This is a genomic window from uncultured Cloacibacillus sp. (assembly GCF_963926575.1).
GTDB lineage: Bacteria > Synergistota > Synergistia > Synergistales > Synergistaceae > Caccocola > Caccocola faecigallinarum.
Map to the genome: position 1 here is coordinate 321,249 of NZ_CAWUXW010000002.1, position 16,127 is coordinate 337,375.

A 16,127-nucleotide genomic window follows, 5' to 3' on the forward strand; every position below is an offset into this window, starting at 1 on the left:
GTTGACTTTGTTAAATAAAGCTTTTTATACTGGATTTGCACTCAGGAAATAATAAAGCAGTACAAAGCCAACGGGAGGTTTTTATATATGCAGTGGAAGATAAGAAACCGCGAGCAGCTGTTATCCCACGGAGATATGGATTCGAGACGCATAGTTCTCGATATAGCCGACCAAACGCTACATAAACTTGACGCAAAAGAGCGCATAAAAAGCATAATGCGCCTTGACGGGGACATCCTTCATATCGGGACAAAGAGCTGGGATCTTTCGAAAAAAAAGAACGTCTATCTGATAGGCGCTGGGAAAGCATGCAACCACATGGCTATGGCGGTCGACGAAATACTCGGCGACAGGCTGACACGCGGTATAGCAATCGTGAAAATATCCGAGCCTACGGACGTTTTTCATAAAACTGAAGTCTACGTCGGCGGCCATCCGCTTCCGAACGAAGAGGGCTACCGCGCCTGCAAAATAATCCTCGACCTTGTAGACCATGCCGGGCCGGACGACCTTTTCATCTGCGTCATCAGCGGCGGCAGCTCGGCGCTTATGAGCTGCCCGATAGACGGCATATCTCTCGAAGACGAGATAAAGGTCACCGATGTGATGACTAAGTCCGGTGCTAACATATACGAGATAAACGCAATACGCCGCCATATTTCGCAGATGAACGGCGGAATGCTGGCCAAACGCATAGAGGCGCGCGGCGCGGAGCTCATCGGCTTCGGCATAAGCGACGCCGTAGGCAATCCGGCCACCGGCGATATAGGGATTCCGTATGCAAAATACAAGAGCACGCCTATGGGACCGGACGCCACGACGCTCGACGACGCTCGCCGCGTAATCCGCGACTACGACGTCGCGGACAGGCTGCCCCAAAACGTCGTCGACTATCTCATGAACGCGGGACCCGAGTGCGAGACGCCGAAGGCTTTCCCGAACAACACCTATTACCTGCTGAATACTCTGCCTGACTCCTGCATCTACGCAAAACAGATTGCCGAAGAGATGGGAATCCCCGCGGTTATCCTGACATCGTTCCTCGAAGGCGAAAGCCGCGACGTCGGCACTATGTTAGCCTCGATAGCGCGCGAGATACAGGCTTACGGCAATCCAGTGCAGGCGCCGTGCGTTCTGCTCGCCTCGGGCGAAGCGACCACGCAGATCCTCGACAACAGCACAATAACGGGCCACGGCGGCCCGTCGCAGGAAGAGACGCTGAGCTTCGCGCTTTCCGCCGCGAAGGCGAAGGGCGTCTGCCTGCTTTCGATGGATTCCGAGGGCACGGACGGCACGACGAGTGTCGCAGGCGGCATCACGGACTCGACAAGCTACAAGACGGCTCTTGAAAAAGGCGTAGACGTACATGCGGCGCTGCGCGGACACGCGAGCTTCGAGGCGCTGGACGCGATGGGCGACGCGATTTTTACCGGAAACACGGGAACCAATCTCTGCGACTTCAACGTTATGTACGTTCCGAAAATAGATTAGGAGGACGCTAAAATGTCAAAAATCAAAGAAGTCAAGGCAAGACAGCTCATCGACTGCAAATGCCGCCCGATGGTCGAGGTAGACGTGATAACTGAAAAAGGCTCGCTCGGACGCGGAAGCGCGCCGACCGGCAGCTCCGTCGGAATGTATGAGTCCTTCGTCCTCCGCGACAACGACCCAAAGGAATACAACGGAATGAGCGTCCACAAGGCCGTAGAAAACGTCAACAAGATAATCGCACCCGCCCTCGTAGGCAAAGAGGTAAGCGATCAGGACGAAATCGACAAAATAATGATCGAGCTCGACGGAACGCCGGACAAGCACAGCCTCGGCGGCAACGCTATATACAGCGCCTCGATAGCGGCCTTCCGCGCCGCGGCCGAGGACGCCGGAAAAACTCTGTACGACTATATCGCGGGCGAGCCTGTTAAGGACGTTCCCATCCCGTCGTTCAACGTCATCAACGGCGGCAAATATCCGGGGCTGACGCAGGCCTTCAACGAGTTCATCGTCATGCCCTATAAGGCGGACTCAATATACGAAGCGGTCGAGATAGCTGTCAAGGTATTCCAGAAGCTTGGACCGGTCATCAAAAATTACACAAAGAAAGAACCCGGCGTCGGCGGCTCCTACGGCTGGATAGCTCCGTCAGAGGACCCGGACGTGCTGCTCTCGCTCATGAGCGAGGCTATAGACGCCTGCGGCTACACAGGCAAATGCGCCTTCGCGCTCGACTGCGCTTCAAGCGAAATGTACGATGCGGCGACCAAGACGTACTATCTCAACGGGAAGCGTCTGTCGTCCGACGAGCTCATCGGCTATGTCAAGGGTCTGACCGAGAGATGGAACTTTGTTTTCATAGAAGATATGCTTGACGAAAACGACTGGGAAGGCTATGAGAAGGCGCATAAGGAAATTACGCGCACGCTCATAATTGCCGACGACTTTACGGCAACGAGCAAGGAGCGTATCGCGCGCGCCTGCTCGACCAACTCAATAGACGGCTTCATTCTGAAGCCTAACCAGGTAGGGACGATAAGCGAGGCGCTCGACGCCTACCGCTTTGCAAGAGAACGCGGTTTGCTGGCTATTCCGTCTGGCCGTTCCGGCGGCGTCATCGGCGACGTAGTAATGGACCTCGCGGTCGGTCTCGACGTGAGCTTCATCAAAAACGGATGCCCGCGTTCCGGAGAGAGGATAGATAAACTCAATTTCCTGATGCGCGTAGCCGACCTCAACCCCGGCTGCGTGATGTCGGACATAACTTCCCTCATGCGCTTCTAAAACCAAAGCGTACCTTCCACACAGGAAAAGCCGGGGCTTTCGCCCCGGCTTTCTCTGTGTGTGCTATCGGACATCGGCCTACAAAATCTCCATCCCCACCCTCTCGCAGTACTCCTCGATGAACTCCTTCCGCACGCCGCTTATTCCGCCGCGTTTGCGGATTGCGTTGCGGATTTGTTCGAATTGTTTTACTGCGAAGGCGGCGGCTTGTCGGGCGGATTGGTTCATCGCTTCGTTCAGGACGGCTTTGGCTTCTTCCGGTTGTCCGGCGCGGGTTGCGCGCGCGGCGGCGCGTTCGGCTTTTGCGGCCTGCGTTTCTATTTCTTCGTCTAGGTTGGCCGCGCCTATGCGGGCGAAGGGGGCGTATCGTTCGTAGTCGGCGGATACTGCGGTCGCGAGGCGCTCGAAGAGCCACCAGAGGGAATTTTCGTCGAATTTTTCGCCGCTTGCGCTCATGAGCGGCGGCAGCGCGCCGGTGCAGTAGGCGGGGATGTAGACGGAGGTGCATGGGAGCGAGTATGCGTAGCGCATGACTGGGCCGACGTTTTCCGTCCAGCGGCATATCATTGAGGCGGCGGTCTGGCTGCCGTCCCGGGTCATCGCGTGCATGCAGATTGACGGGAAGGTCCCGAACGACGCGCCGAAGCGCGGTTCTATGAGCGTGCCTTCGAAGTGGTCGCGCAGTATCGCCTTCATCGTGACGGCGTCGAGCGGCTCGTCCTCGGCTTCGAGCAGGGCGCGCAGCCGCCTCATTCTCGGCACGGCGCTTGTCTGCCGCGCAGCGGGCGCGGTGTAGGCTTTCGCGAAATTGAATCTTTCGTCCGCGGCGAGCCAGCCTTTGTCTCGCGCGTATTTTTCGAGCGCCTCGCTGCATTCGTCGGGCTTTACTATAGTGTAGCAGTTGCTTATCGCGTACGGCTCTTCTATGCGCTTTGCGGCCCACATGCGCCCCGCGGTCTCGAGCAGCCATATTTCTTCCCTGTCGGCTATGAAGAAGGAGTTTTCGTAACGTTTGTCGTATAGCCGGCTCGCGTTGGCGTTCTGCCCGTATTCTTCGAGCAGCGCCGTTATGACCTCCATCGCCTCGCGCGCGGTCGCGCCGCGTTCTAGGCCGAGGCGCAGCAGGTCCATGCCGAGCAGCTCGTTTTCATCGCCGGTCTCAGCGGCGCGGCTGCCCTGCGCCTCGTTGCCTATCATGACGCCTTTTTCGTTGACGCCCATTTCGTATCCCCACATCCAGTAGGGCTTGGAGCCGAGTACGCCGTATGTCTCCCCCGCCTGCGGGACCGATATGTACGTGCAGCGGACGGTTTCGCCGCGCGCGTGCTTCGCGCCCGCCGTCCACGTCAGAGCCTGCGCTTCGCCGAGCGGGCGGTCGCTGTTCTTTGCCATCACTATGCTGCCGGAGAGGGTGTTTTCCGCCGGAAGCACAAATGTATCGCATGAGAGCATTTTTATCTTTCTCCCTTCGCAAATTCAGGATTTACGCAATTCCGTGATTATTATAGCCGTGCCGATATATAACGAGAACTATATCGTGCCGGCATTTTTGTGGAATGCCGCGTGCGAAAGCGATTTTGGGAACCGGCGTCTGTGCGCGGCGCCTCATGAGCGGCGGATGCGAAAGTTTGGCGAGATACCGTCATAGCTTGTTTTCCGCTCGAATAGGCGTTTATAGTGTCTAACTTCCGAGTAAAACAGCATCATCTTTTCTCACTCCGCGCACCGACGAGGAACCAGCAGTTTCCAATTCCGACGCGCTGCGGTATTCAACGCCGCTGGATGCCGGTCAAGCCCGGCATGACAAAAATGAGCGTCTCCGGTATAAAGTTGAATAACTATACGCCATAAAGCGAAAGCGCCGGAGACGAGCTCCGGCGCTTGTTTTGTGTTTGAGTATTTTGCCGTTTTCAGGCTACTTTCCGAAAACTTCCCTCGCAGCCTTGCGCGATATTTCGATTCCAAGCTTAATGTCCTCGAGAGGAACGTTGAGCGCAGGGCGGAAGCGGACGGTGTTCGCGCCGCAGCCGAGGATGAGCATGTGGTTCGCCTGGCAGGCCTTGAGGAACTTGTTGCGCAGCTCTTCGGAGCAGATGTCGTATGCGCACATGAGCCCCTTGCCGCGGACGTTGCGGATGTATTTCGGGAACTCGGCCTCGAGCTCCTTGAGGCCGTTGTAGAGCGCGGGGCCGGCGACGTTCGACACGTAGTCGAGGATCTTTTCGTCGCGGTAGATCTCAAGGTATCTCTGCGAGCGCACCATGTCGACGACTGTGCCGCCCCAGGTGGAGTTCAGGCGGCTCGAGACCTTGAAGCAGTTGTTCTCGACTTCGTCGATGCGCGGGCCCGCGATGACGCCGCATATCTGAGCTTTTTTACCGAAAGAGAAGAGGTCCGGCTTGACAGGCGCGTGGTGCTCCCATGCCCACATTTTGCCGGTGATGCCCATGCCGCACTGCACTTCGTCGAAGATGAGGAGCATTTCGTTTTCGTCGCAGATCTGGCGAAGCTGCTTGAAGAATTCCGTACGGAAGTGGTTGTCCCCGCCCTCGCCCTGTATCGTCTCGATGATGACGGCGGCTATGCCGTCGGGGTCGTTCATGAGGACGTGCTTTATCTGCTTTATCGCCTGCGCTTCAAGCCACTCTACTTCGCCGAGGTGCTCCTCGAGCGGGAAGGTTATCTTCGGGTTGATGATGCGCGGCCAGTCGGTGAACTTAGCGTAGCGCTGGTGCTTGTTCGGGTCGTTGGTGTTCGTGACGGAGAGAGTGTAGCCGCTGCGTCCGTGGAAGGCCTCGTTGAAGTGCATTATCTTCGTGCCCTTGCGCCCGTCGTAGGCTTCGCCAGGGGTTATCTTGCCCTTTTGCAGGAGCTTCTGCGTCTTCCAGTCCATCGCGACCTTGAAGGTGTTTTCGACTGCGAGCGTACCGTAGTCGATGAGGAACAGATGCTCGTACCCTTCCGGCACCGCGACCTCGCCGAACGTCTTGACGAACTCGGCCATCTCCTGCGTATAGATGTCGGAGTTGGCGACCTTGTTTATCGCGGCGCGGAAAATCTTTTCCTTGAACTCTTCGTTGTCGAGTTTCGGATGGTTCATGCCGAACGGGGCGGAGGCGAAGAAGGTGTAGAAATCGAGCCAGTCGTTTCCGGTAACTGAGTCGATGACGTGGCTTCCCTTCGAGTTTTCCATGTCGATGACGATGTCGAAGCCGTCGCGGAGCAGCAGCTTCTCTATGGTCGAGAATACGTCTTTCGGCGCTACAAGGTGTTCAGATGCCATTAAAATAACCTCCCGATGTCATATTAAGGATATGTATTTTTTGCGGATAACGGTTCATTTCGAACTTCACTGCACTTTATAGTCTACATTCATAATTCGATAAAATCAAGCGTTTATTGTTAGAATTCAATTTTATAATTTATACATATATTTTAATCAATGCACATATTATTAAATATAATTCATATTTTGACCGGCGGGGGCCGAGCATGTTCAGCGCATAAAAAATCCGGCCCGCGCGGGGCCGGATAAACCGCTTTATAAATCTTTTGCAGCCGGGAGCTCGAAGAATTTCCGGACAAGCTCGGGCGGATATAATTTTCCCTTCCCCATACCAGGGCAGAAGGCCGCGTAGTAGTCCCATACGCGCTTGTCCGAGAGCATCGAGGGCCAGAAGGGGAACATGCGGCACTGGAGCGGGCGGACCTTGTAAATTTTGCAGCGTTTCGTCCCGCCGTCGAGGAAGTAGCAGTCGTAGTTCTCCTTCTCCCTGATGCCGAGCCGTCCGTCGACGCGGCGCAGGCATTCTTTCCTGAGCGTAATCTCGTCCATGCCGAGCTCCGCAGCTATCTTCGCGCGCTCCGCGGGCGTCACCCATATTTCCCCGGGCTCGCCACCGCAGCAGCGCCCGCAGCCCCGGCACTCGAAGCGGACGCCCTCGTCCTCCCACCAGAGACGCATTATTTGTTGACTATGCCTTTTCTCGTCGCGAGGTAGACGGCGCCGGTTTCTTTCAGCTTGTCGAGCGATTCGAGCGCGATGCCGGTGCCGAGCGCGACGCATTCGCCAGCCGACTCCGCGACCATCGCGTTTATCTCGGTCTCCTCCATGATGAGCTCGGCAATGCCGCGCAGGTACGCGCCGCCGCCGGTGAGGATTATGCCGCGGTCCATGACGTCGGCGGAGAGCTCGGGCGGCGTCTTTTCAAGCACGCGCTTGATGCCCGCGACTATCGCGTTGACCGGCTCTTCTATCGCGCGCGCGATGTCTACGCTCGAGACGGTCACCTGGCGAGGAAGCCCCTGCACGAGGTCGCGCCCGCGGATGTCCATCGTCTTTTCGGGCGAGGCCGTCTTCGGGTCGCATGCGCCGATCTGCTTTTTGATGTCCTCGGCCGTCTGCTCGCCTATCGCGAGGTTGTACTGCTTGCGCATGTAGCGCACTATCGACTCGTCGAATTTGTCTCCGCCGACGCGCAGCGACTCGTAGACGACGAGGCCGCCGAGCGAGACTATCGCTATGTCCGTCGTGCCGCCGCCTATATCGACGACCATGTTGCCTACAGGCTCGCCGACGGGCATGTTGGCCCCTATCGCTGCCGCCATCGGCTCTTCTATCAGGTAGGCTTCCTTCGCGCCGACTTCGAGCGCAGCTTCGAGCACGGCGCGCCGCTCCACGTCGGTCGCCCCGGCGGGGACGCCTATCATGAGGCGGTGGCGAACAAGGCGCTCAAGCCCCTTCGTAACCTTTTTCATGAACTCGCGGAGCATGACCTCCGTCATCGTGTAGTCCGCTATGACGCCGTCGCGCAGCGGGCGTATCGCCACGACGTTGCCCGGCGTCTTGCCTATCATGACCTTCGCGTCCTCGCCGACGGAGAGTATCTTTCCCGTCGACTGGTCCATCGCGACGACGGAGGGCTCGCGCAGGACGATGCCCTTGCCCTTTACGAATACCAGGACGGTCGCCGTCCCGAGGTCTATGCCGATGTCTTTATTCCACAAAATTCTTCAGCCTCCCGTTTTTATACAGAGGTCTTATCTGCATAATCTATTCCGTTCAAATAATAATTTTACCATATCGGAGCGCCGTAGGTGACTTTCCAGAACCAGAGGCCGCAGGCCGGGAACGTCCGTCCGCCGTCTGAGCGCGTGCGGTTCTCCGTGTCGAGCAGCTTTTTTATCTCCTCCGGCCTGATTTTGCCGAGCGCGGCGAGCTCTAGGTTGCCGAGTATGATGCGCACCATGTTATGGAGGAATCCGTCGCCGCGTATCTGGAATACGACGAGTCGGCCTCTTCTGACGAGCCGCGCGCGTTCTATATGGCGCACGGTCGTGTGCTCGTAGCCTTCGAGGCGGCAGAAGTTGCGGAAGTCGTGCTCGCCTTCGAGAAATTTCGCGGCCGCCGCCGCGGCGGCCCAGTCGTAGCCGCCGTGCTTGAGCCACGCGGCGTAGGGCTTTGCGTGCGGGTATATCGAGCTAGCGTTCCATATAAAGTAGCGGTATTCGCGTTTGAGAGCGCTGAACCGCGCGTGGAAATCGTCCGCGACGCGCGCCGTGCGCATTACGCTCACGCCGGGCGGCAGGTGCGCGTTCATCGCGAGCATGAGGCTGCGCGGCTCCCATTCGCGCTTCATGTCGAAGGTGCATATCTGCGCGCGCGCGTGTACGCCGGTGTCTGTGCGCCCCGCGCCCGCGACGTTCGTGTGGCCGCCGTTCAGCGCCGAGGCGGCATCCTCAAGCGCCTGCTGCACGGTAGGCAGCTCCGGCTGTATCTGCCAGCCGAAGAAGCGCCCGCCGTCGTAGCCGACCTCCGCCGCGTATCTCACGGCAGCATCCCCGCCGCCCTGTCGAACGCGACGAGCAGCGCCGATATAAATATGAATCCAGCGAGCGCAGCGCCGTCCGCGCGCCTCCATACGAGCGGACGCATCCGCGTGCGCCCATCGCCGCCCGCGTAGCCGCGCGCCTCCATCGCTGTCGCGAGGTTCTCCGCACGCTTGAAGACGATGACGAAGAGCGGAATCAGCACGGGGACGTAGGCGCGCGCGCGGCGCATGAGGCCGCCGCTTTCAAAGTCCGCGCCGCGCGATTTCTGCGCCTTGATGATGCGCGAGGTTTCTTCAAAAAGCGTCGGAATGAAGCGCAGCGCTATGGTTATCATCATCGCTATGTCGTGCGCGGGAAGGCCGAGCCGTTTCAGCGGCGAGAGCAGCCCTTCGAGGCCGTCGGATATCTTCGCGGGCGTGGTCGTGAAGGTCAGAAGCGAGGCGAACATGACGAGGTAGATAAGCCGCAGCGCCATCGCGAGGCCCAGCAGAGCGCCCTCGGCGGTCGCCTCTATGCCGAAGAATGAAAAAAGGACCTTTCCCGGCGTGAGGAAAAGATGAAATAAAGCGGTAAATATAACGAGAATAAGGACGGGGCGCGACGAGCCGGCAACGAGGCTGAAAGGCAGCCGCGCAAGCTTCGCGAGCAGAAAGATGCCGAAGCCGCAGAGCGCGAAGGACGGCATCGTGTGCAGCATAAATATTGCGACCATAGCGGCGATAGTGACGATTATCTTCGCGCGCGGGTCTAGCGAATGTACGAAGGAGTCCGCCGGGATGTACTGCCCGAGCGGGATTTTATCAAGCGAGGCCATTTTTCCTCTTTCTTATCTGCGCCATGAGGCCCTCGGGGTTCCAGGCGAGCTTTTCGATTTTTCCGGCGTCGCGCAGCGCTGCGGAGATGCCGAGGATTTCAGGCACGGCGAGCCCCTTCACCTCGCGCGAGACGACGAGTTCCGCAGTCTCCTCCGGCGTGCCGAACGACACTGTGCGCCCCTCTTCGAGCAGCAGTATCATGTCGCTGACGGAGAGCGCGAGCTCGATGTCGTGAGTAATCAGGACGACGCCCGCGCCGGACGAGGCGAAATTTTTTATCATGGAAAGGAGCGCCTCCGCAGCGTCGCAGTCGAGCCCCGCCGCAGGCTCGTCGAGCACGAGGTACGACGGACGCGCCGCTATCACCGACGCTATCGCGACGCTGCGCTTCTGACCGCCGGAAAGGCCGTAGGGCGAAGCGTCGAGCAGCGCTTCGTCAAGTCCCGCCTCTCTCGCGGCCTCTCTGACGCGCGCCGGGATTTCCGGCTCCGACACGCCCCAGTTGCGCGGCGCGAAGGCTATCTCGTCAAAGACCTTGTCCGAAAATATCTGCTCTTCTGGATACTGGAACACGAGGCCGACCTTGCGGCGCACGCGCCGCGTCTCCGCTGCGCTTCTGCCGGTTTCGTCGCCGTCGGCGCCGACGCGCCCGCTCTGCGGCGCGATGAGGCCGTTCAGATGCTGCGCGAGCGTGGACTTTCCGCTCCCCGTGTGGCCGAGGACGGAAACTATCTGCCCTTCGCCGCATTCGAACGAAACGCCCGAAAGCGCGGCTCGCTCAGACGGCAGCCCTGCGTTGTATGTATAGCTGAGATTTTCTACAGTAAGCGGCATAGTTCTTTCGTCAGCGACGCGGCGTCCGCCGGGCAGCCGTCCGGTATAAAGCCCTCGGCGCGCAGTTTTTCGGCGAGCCGCTCGACCGGCGGCTTCATGAGGTGCATCGAGGCGAGCTCCGCGGCGCTCTTCTCAAGGAAATCGCGCGCCGACATGTCGCATAAAATTCGCCCGTTTTCGAGGACGATCACGCGGCCGGCGCAGCGTATCTCTTCAAGCCTGTGCGTCACCTCGACGATGGTGACTCCTTTCGCGTGCTCGCGTTTGATTATCTCGGTAAATTCAAGGCGAGAGCGCGGGTCGAGCATCGAGAGTGCCTCGTCGAGCAGAATAGCCTGCGGATGCATCGCGAGCGCGCCCGCGAGCGCGAGCCGCTGCTTCTGCCCTCCGGAGAGCGACGAGACTAGGTCGCCGCGCCTCTCCCAGAGCCCCGTCGCTTTCAGCGACTCCTCGACGCGGCGGCGAATCTCCGCCGTCGGGCAGCCGAGGTTCTCCGGGCCGAAGGCCGCCTCCTCTTCGACGACGGCGGCGACTATCTGGTCCTCGGGGTTCTGGAAGACGATGCTCGAAATTCCGCGAAGCTGCTCCGGCTTCGCCTCGCGCGTATCAAGTCCGCGGACAAAACAAAAGCCCTGCGTGGGTGTCAGCAGGGCGCTTAAAATCTTTAAAAGTGTGGACTTTCCTGAACCGTTAGAACCAAGAAGCGCAACCCACTCGCCGGCGCGGATTTCCAAATCGATACCGCGGAGTATCTTTTCGGCCGTATTCGCATAGGCGAACTCCGCGCCTTGGAGAATGAATTGTGTTTCTTGCTGCATCTAAGGTTTTAGTCTACGAGCTGAATTACCGCCATCGGCGAGGAGTCGCCTACGCGAGTCCCGATCTTGACTATTCTGGTATAGCCGCCGTTGCGCTCGGCATACTTCGGCCCCAGCTCGTTGAACAGCTTGTTGACCGCCTCTTTGTGAGGGATTCTGGCAATAACGAGACGACGGTCGTTGAGCGTTCCGGACTTCGCCTTCGTAATGAGCTTCTCGGCCACGCGGCGAAGCTCTTTGGCTCTCGTCTCCGTTGTAACGATGCTTCCCTCTACGAAGAGACTGGCCGCCATGTTGCCAAGCATGGCCCACCTGTGGGCGCTGCAGCGGCCCAACCGCCTTGTACTCATGCGGTGTCTCATTGCTTACTCCTCCTTCGGATTCTGTTCGTTGTTCTCCAAATCCTCGTCGTCATCGTCGATCGGCGTGCTTATGTCGCCGCTGAGATGCAGGTCGAATTTGGCAAGTTTCTCCTCGATCTCCTTCAGGGAGATTTTGCCGAGGTTGCGGATTTTTAGGAGGTCGTCCCTCGTCCGCGATACGAGCTCGCCAATCATATGCACTCCGCCGCGAAGGAGACAATTCTCGCTGCGCACAGAAAGCTCAAGATCTCTGACGGGCCGCGTATAGATGGAGTTTTCGCCCATCGGGAAGCCGGCCATTCCCGGGCCGAATCCCTTGGAGCCGCCGAGCGCCGCACGCGCGGCGTCGTCGTTTTTGATTATCTCGTCAAGTGCGCTGGTTCCGGGTCCTGCGAGCGCGTCGACTATCGACGCGTAGTATCCCTTGAGGATGCGGCTCGCCTGGATGACCGCCGACTCGGGCGAAACGACTTCGTTCGTCCATATTTCGAGCGTGAGGCTGTCGTAGTCGGTCCTCTGCCCCATGCGCTTGTCCTGTATGTCATATTTCACGCGCTGCACAGGAGAGAAGAGCGCGTCGGTCTGGAGCGCGTCGACCGGAAGGTACGAGGCCCTCGGGCGGTCGATCGGCGCGTATCCGGTGCCGGTGGCCACGTATATGTCCATCGAAATGGAGTGGCCCTCTTCGATGGTGCATATATAGGCCTCGGGATCCGGGAATTCTATCTCGCTGTCAGGGTCGATGTCGGAGACCGTAACCACCTTCGGCCCTTTGGCCTCGAGGTGGAGCGTGCGGACCGTCGCCGAGTGGCAGCGGACGGGGACGTGCTTCATGTTTACAAGAAGCTCGATGACGTCCTCCTTGACTCCCGGAATAGTGCTGAATTCATGCATTACGCCTTCGATGCGCACCGCTACCACGGCCGCGCCGCTTATAGAAGAGAGCAGGACGCGGCGCAGGGAGTTGCCAAGCGTTACGCCATAGCCTCTTTCAAGGGGCTCGATGGTGATTTTACCATACGACGGGGTGGATTCTTGTACTATGATCTCATGGCGATCATGCTCCATGTTCTCCCCCACCTTTCGTTACGTTAACGTGCATAGAATTCAACAACAAGCTGTTCGTTAACAGGTACGTCTATCTGTTCGCGAACCGGTACTGTAAGTAACGTGCCTGACATTGTTTCCTGATTAAATTCGAGCCATGCCGGGATGCTGCGCGCTGCGGAAGCCTCGGCGTTGTCCTTGAGCGTCTGGATGTCGCGGCTGCCTTCCGCGACGGCGACGACGTCGCCGGGCTTGAGCACCGCGCTGGGGATGTTGAGCTTGCGGCCGTTGACCGTGAAGTGGCCGTGGCTGACGAGCTGGCGCGCCTGGGCGCGGCTCACGCCGAAGCCGAGACGGTAGACGACGTTGTCGAGACGGCGCTCGAGGAGCTGAAGGAAGTTATGGCCCGTCTGCCCCGCCATGCCGGTCGCCTTCTCATATATCGTGCTGAACTGCGTCTCGTTGATGCCGTAGAAGCGGCGGAGCTTCTGCTTCTCGCGGAGACGGATTCCGTATTCGCTCTGCTTGCCGCGGCGCGTGCCGTGCTGGCCGGGCTTCGAGTTGCGTTTGGTGAGGCCGCACTTCTCGGTGTAGCAGCGGTCACCCTTTAAAAAGAGCTTGGCTCCCTCTGCGCGGCAAAGCCTGCATACGGGTCCTGTATATCTGCTCATGTGTACAAGTACCTCCTTCTGGGACTACACGCGGCGCCGTTTGGGAGGACGGCATCCGTTGTGCGGGATCGGCGTTGCGTCGCGGATCACATTGACCTGGAGTCCGGCCGCCTGAAGCGAGCGGATAGCCGACTCGCGTCCCGGTCCGGGGCCCTTTACGACGACGTCTATCTCGACGACGCCGTGGTCCTGCGCCACCTTGGCGGCCTGAGCGGCCGACATCTGAGCGGCGTACGGGGTCGACTTACGGGTTCCCTTGAAGCCGACGTTGCCGCCAGAGGCCCAGGAGAGCGCGTTGCCCTGCTTGTCGGTAAGCGTCACTATCGTGTTGTTGAATGTCGAATATATATGTGCTACGCCGTAGCTTACGTTCTTTCTTTCCTTGCGCTTGCGGCTGCGCTGTACGCGTTTGGCCAACTGTTATTCCCTCCCTAAACCTTACTTCGTAGCTTTCTTCTTGCCGGCGACTGTCCTCTTCGGACCTTTGCGCGTGCGGGCGTTCGTCTTTGTTCTCTGCCCTCTCACGGGGAGGCCGAGGCGGTGACGGAGACCGCGGTAGCATCCGATATCCATCAGACGCTTGATGTTCATCGCGATGTCGCGGCGGAGATCGCCTTCGACGTGACGGTTGTTTTCAATTTCCGCGCGGAGCTTCTGCTCTTCTTCCTCGGTGAGGTCCTTTACGCGGGTATTCGGGTTGATCCCAGTGACTTTTATAATGTCGTTCGCTACTGCCGGCCCGATACCGAAAATATAGGTAAGGGCTATTTCGATTCTTTTCTCACGCGGCAGGTCGACACCGGCTAGACGAGCCATTCCCTGCTACCTCCTTGCACCCTGGCGCTGCTTGTGGCGCGGGTTTCTGCTGCATATTACGCGCACGACGCCGTGGCGCTTGATAACTCTGCAGTATTCACATATCGGCTTGACCGACGGTCTTACTTTCATTAAATGCAGACCTCCTTGAGTAAACTTGTTCCCCGACGACGATTTTTATCGTCTACTTATATCTGTATGTTATCCGTCCGCGGGTCAGATCGTAGGGCGAAAGCTGCAAGAGCACCCTGTCGCCCGGAAGTATTCTGATGAAATGCATACGCATTTTACCCGAAACATGAGCCAAAATTTTATGACCGTTTTCCAGCTCCACGCGGAACATAGCGTTGGGAAGCGGCTCAACAACTTTGCCCTTTACTTCGATTACCTCTTCTTTGGCCATCCGGCTGATCCATCCTCCTGTTTGCAAGATGTGCAGTCTTTGTTCATCACAACCGAAATCTCCTGCATCAACCAGCCGTTGTCCAGAGGTTTCCCGCTAGCGACACGCCCGGCCACATCTTCGAGATTGTAGTGCGTCTGCTGCAGATGAATAACATTTTTTCTCTTGGGTTTGGAGGCTGTGTACTCCGACCCGTTGGCGATCAAAATCCTCCCGTCGTGCGCGCCTACCACAGCGAAGGGCCTGCCTGCGAATTTTCCGCGGCGGACAATCACGATGTCGCCCGTGCGGAAAGCTCCGGCGTCTTTGGAGGATTTTACTCCCATGGCGTAAGGATCTCCACGCCGTCCTCCGTGACGAGAAGGCTGAACTCGAAATGTGCAGCGTCGCTCCCGTCCTTCGTGACGACGGTCCACCCGTCCGCCAGAGATTCCACGTCCTCTCCTCCGGTCATCACCATAGGCTCTACACAAAACGTCATACGCGGTTTGACGGTAAGACCGCTGCCGGGTACTCCGAAATTAGGGACCTGGGGCGCTTCGTGCATCTTATGGCCGATGCCGTGACCGGCGTAGTCTCTCACGAGTCCGTAGCCGGCAGGAATTACGACGCTTTCTACCGCATGACCGATGTCTCCGAGCGTAGCTCCCGGCTTTACCGCGGCGACACCGTGATGGAGGGATTCAAGCGTAAGATCGAGCAGCCGCTGTCGCTCTTCGCTTATTTTCCCTACAGCATAGGTGCATGCCGCGTCGCCGAAAAAGCCCTCGATTGAGGCGCCGGTATCGATACTGATTATATCTCCCTCTTCGAGCACACGGCTCTTGGAAGGAATACCATGCACGACTTCGTTGTTGATCGATGCGCAGATCGTGCCTGGGAACGGGACCGGCACCCACGGAACTTTGTATCCTTTGAAGGCAGGCTTGCCGCCCGCCTTCAGGATAAGCTCCTCAGCCGCCGCGTCGAGCGCCAGAGTGTCGATCCCCGGTTTGACAAGATCCCTCATAAGCTTGAGGATGTCCGCTACGACCTGACCAGCCCTGCGCATCTTGGCTATGTCGCGGTCGGTTTTAAAAGTAATCATTAGGCGTTAGCCTTCTTCTGCTCCAGAATCTTCAGGACTGCGTCCTTGCCGCCGGTAGCGTCTACCGCGACGAGAAGCCCCTGGTTACTGTAGTAATCGATAAGGGGCGCCGTCTGCTCGTGGAAGACGGAAAGACGTTTGCGAATTACCTCTTCCTTGTCGTCGTCGCGCTGCACTACCTCGCCGCCGCACTTGTCGCATACGCCCTCTTTGGATGACGGCTTCAGGACGGTGTTGTATATCTCGCCGCACTGGCGGCACACCCTTCTCGAAGTCAGGCGTCCTACGACTGTGTCGTCGTCGATCACGAGATTGACGACGGCGTCAAGCTTGAGCTGGAGCTTAGCCAGCATTGCGTCAAGCGCCTCGGCCTGTGCGATCGTGCGCGGGAAGCCGTCAAGCATGAACCCCTCTTTTGCGTCGTCCTCCTGCAGACGATGCTCCATCATAGCGATTATAACATCATCCGGCACGAGTTTGCCCGCGTCCATATAGGCTTTGGCATTCTTTCCGAGCTCAGTTTCCTGTTTCACGTGGAAACGAAGCATGTCTCCGGTCGAAATATGGGCGACCGGATATTTAGCTTTTATACTGTCCGCCTGCGTACCTTTTCCGGCGCCCGGCGCACCCAGAAGAATGATCCTCATTTTGATTCGCCTCTTTTGGA

At 58.3% G+C, this 16,127-nt stretch carries 20 protein-coding genes; 2 read left to right on the forward strand and 18 right to left on the reverse strand.

Features of this window, described 5'->3' with window-relative positions; genetic code table 11:
* Positions 1 to 87: 87 nt before the first annotated feature.
* On the forward strand, positions 88 to 1,491 hold the full coding sequence (locus ABGT66_RS04325) for a DUF4147 domain-containing protein (protein ID WP_346689100.1): 1,404 nt from the start codon (positions 88 to 90) through the stop codon (positions 1,489 to 1,491).
* 12 nt (positions 1,492 to 1,503) lie between these two features.
* Positions 1,504 to 2,775 carry an enolase gene (locus tag ABGT66_RS04330; protein WP_346689102.1) on the forward strand — a complete coding sequence of 424 codons (1,272 nt, stop codon included), beginning with the start codon at positions 1,504 to 1,506 and terminating at the stop codon, positions 2,773 to 2,775.
* A gap of 78 nt (positions 2,776 to 2,853) precedes the next feature.
* On the opposite strand, the gene ABGT66_RS04335 is transcribed toward ABGT66_RS04330, so the two are convergent.
* The 18 genes from ABGT66_RS04335 to ABGT66_RS04420 all read right to left on the reverse strand — a co-directional run bounded on the left by ABGT66_RS04335 (position 2,854) and on the right by ABGT66_RS04420 (position 16,107).
* Positions 2,854 to 4,227 carry a C69 family dipeptidase gene (locus tag ABGT66_RS04335; RefSeq protein WP_346689104.1) on the reverse strand — a complete coding sequence of 458 codons (1,374 nt, stop codon included), beginning with the start codon at positions 4,225 to 4,227 and terminating at the stop codon, positions 2,854 to 2,856.
* Between the two features lie 463 nt (positions 4,228 to 4,690).
* A complete protein-coding gene (gene lat, locus ABGT66_RS04340; protein ID WP_346689106.1) occupies positions 4,691 to 6,058 on the reverse strand; it encodes an L-lysine 6-transaminase in 1,368 nt (455 codons plus the stop codon).
* 258 nt (positions 6,059 to 6,316) lie between these two features.
* Positions 6,317 to 6,739, reverse strand: coding sequence for a YkgJ family cysteine cluster protein (locus tag ABGT66_RS04345; RefSeq protein WP_294193891.1), 423 nt, complete (start codon positions 6,737 to 6,739; stop codon positions 6,317 to 6,319).
* Positions 6,739 to 7,782 (reverse strand): rod shape-determining protein, encoded by a 1,044-nt coding sequence (locus ABGT66_RS04350; protein WP_294193890.1) that lies wholly within the window; start codon positions 7,780 to 7,782, stop codon positions 6,739 to 6,741. The genes ABGT66_RS04345 and ABGT66_RS04350 overlap by 1 nt, the downstream gene beginning before the upstream one ends.
* Before the next feature lie 68 nt (positions 7,783 to 7,850).
* Positions 7,851 to 8,606, reverse strand: coding sequence for a tRNA pseudouridine(38-40) synthase TruA (gene truA / locus ABGT66_RS04355; RefSeq protein ID WP_346689108.1), 756 nt, complete (start codon positions 8,604 to 8,606; stop codon positions 7,851 to 7,853).
* Positions 8,603 to 9,421: an energy-coupling factor transporter transmembrane component T gene (locus tag ABGT66_RS04360; protein WP_346689109.1), complete on the reverse strand. Its 819-nt coding sequence runs from the start codon at positions 9,419 to 9,421 to the stop codon at positions 8,603 to 8,605. The genes truA and ABGT66_RS04360 overlap by 4 nt, the downstream gene beginning before the upstream one ends.
* On the reverse strand, positions 9,408 to 10,256 hold the full coding sequence (locus ABGT66_RS04365; protein ID WP_346689111.1) for an ATP-binding cassette domain-containing protein: 849 nt from the start codon (positions 10,254 to 10,256) through the stop codon (positions 9,408 to 9,410). The genes ABGT66_RS04360 and ABGT66_RS04365 overlap by 14 nt, the downstream gene beginning before the upstream one ends.
* Entirely contained in the window at positions 10,241 to 11,074 is an 834-nt protein-coding gene (locus ABGT66_RS04370) for an ATP-binding cassette domain-containing protein (RefSeq protein ID WP_346689113.1), read from the reverse strand. The genes ABGT66_RS04365 and ABGT66_RS04370 overlap by 16 nt, the downstream gene beginning before the upstream one ends.
* Before the next feature lie 8 nt (positions 11,075 to 11,082).
* A complete protein-coding gene (gene rplQ, locus ABGT66_RS04375; protein ID WP_087368527.1) occupies positions 11,083 to 11,436 on the reverse strand; it encodes a 50S ribosomal protein L17 in 354 nt (117 codons plus the stop codon).
* 3 nt (positions 11,437 to 11,439) lie between these two features.
* On the reverse strand, positions 11,440 to 12,504 hold the full coding sequence (locus ABGT66_RS04380) for a DNA-directed RNA polymerase subunit alpha (RefSeq protein WP_294193885.1): 1,065 nt from the start codon (positions 12,502 to 12,504) through the stop codon (positions 11,440 to 11,442).
* Between the two features lie 23 nt (positions 12,505 to 12,527).
* Positions 12,528 to 13,154, reverse strand: coding sequence for a 30S ribosomal protein S4 (gene rpsD, locus ABGT66_RS04385; protein ID WP_294193884.1), 627 nt, complete (start codon positions 13,152 to 13,154; stop codon positions 12,528 to 12,530).
* A 24-nt stretch (positions 13,155 to 13,178) separates the two neighbouring features.
* A complete protein-coding gene (gene rpsK / locus ABGT66_RS04390; RefSeq protein ID WP_087368533.1) occupies positions 13,179 to 13,571 on the reverse strand; it encodes a 30S ribosomal protein S11 in 393 nt (130 codons plus the stop codon).
* Positions 13,572 to 13,592: 21 nt separating this feature from the next.
* Entirely contained in the window at positions 13,593 to 13,970 is a 378-nt protein-coding gene (rpsM, locus tag ABGT66_RS04395) for a 30S ribosomal protein S13 (protein WP_294193883.1), read from the reverse strand.
* Positions 13,971 to 13,976: 6 nt separating this feature from the next.
* Positions 13,977 to 14,102 carry a 50S ribosomal protein L36 gene (gene rpmJ / locus ABGT66_RS04400; RefSeq protein ID WP_087368536.1) on the reverse strand — a complete coding sequence of 42 codons (126 nt, stop codon included), beginning with the start codon at positions 14,100 to 14,102 and terminating at the stop codon, positions 13,977 to 13,979.
* A 52-nt stretch (positions 14,103 to 14,154) separates the two neighbouring features.
* Positions 14,155 to 14,373: a translation initiation factor IF-1 gene (gene infA, locus ABGT66_RS04405; protein ID WP_008711020.1), complete on the reverse strand. Its 219-nt coding sequence runs from the start codon at positions 14,371 to 14,373 to the stop codon at positions 14,155 to 14,157.
* Complete coding sequence (locus ABGT66_RS04410) at positions 14,355 to 14,699, reverse strand: KOW domain-containing RNA-binding protein (protein WP_294193882.1); 345 nt, start codon at positions 14,697 to 14,699, stop codon at positions 14,355 to 14,357. Before ABGT66_RS04410 ends, infA begins: the two co-directional genes overlap by 19 nt.
* A complete protein-coding gene (gene map / locus ABGT66_RS04415; RefSeq protein ID WP_300263813.1) occupies positions 14,690 to 15,460 on the reverse strand; it encodes a type I methionyl aminopeptidase in 771 nt (256 codons plus the stop codon). The genes ABGT66_RS04410 and map overlap by 10 nt, the downstream gene beginning before the upstream one ends.
* Positions 15,460 to 16,107 carry an adenylate kinase gene (locus ABGT66_RS04420; RefSeq protein WP_294193880.1) on the reverse strand — a complete coding sequence of 216 codons (648 nt, stop codon included), beginning with the start codon at positions 16,105 to 16,107 and terminating at the stop codon, positions 15,460 to 15,462. Before ABGT66_RS04420 ends, map begins: the two co-directional genes overlap by 1 nt.
* Positions 16,108 to 16,127: the final 20 nt, after the last annotated feature.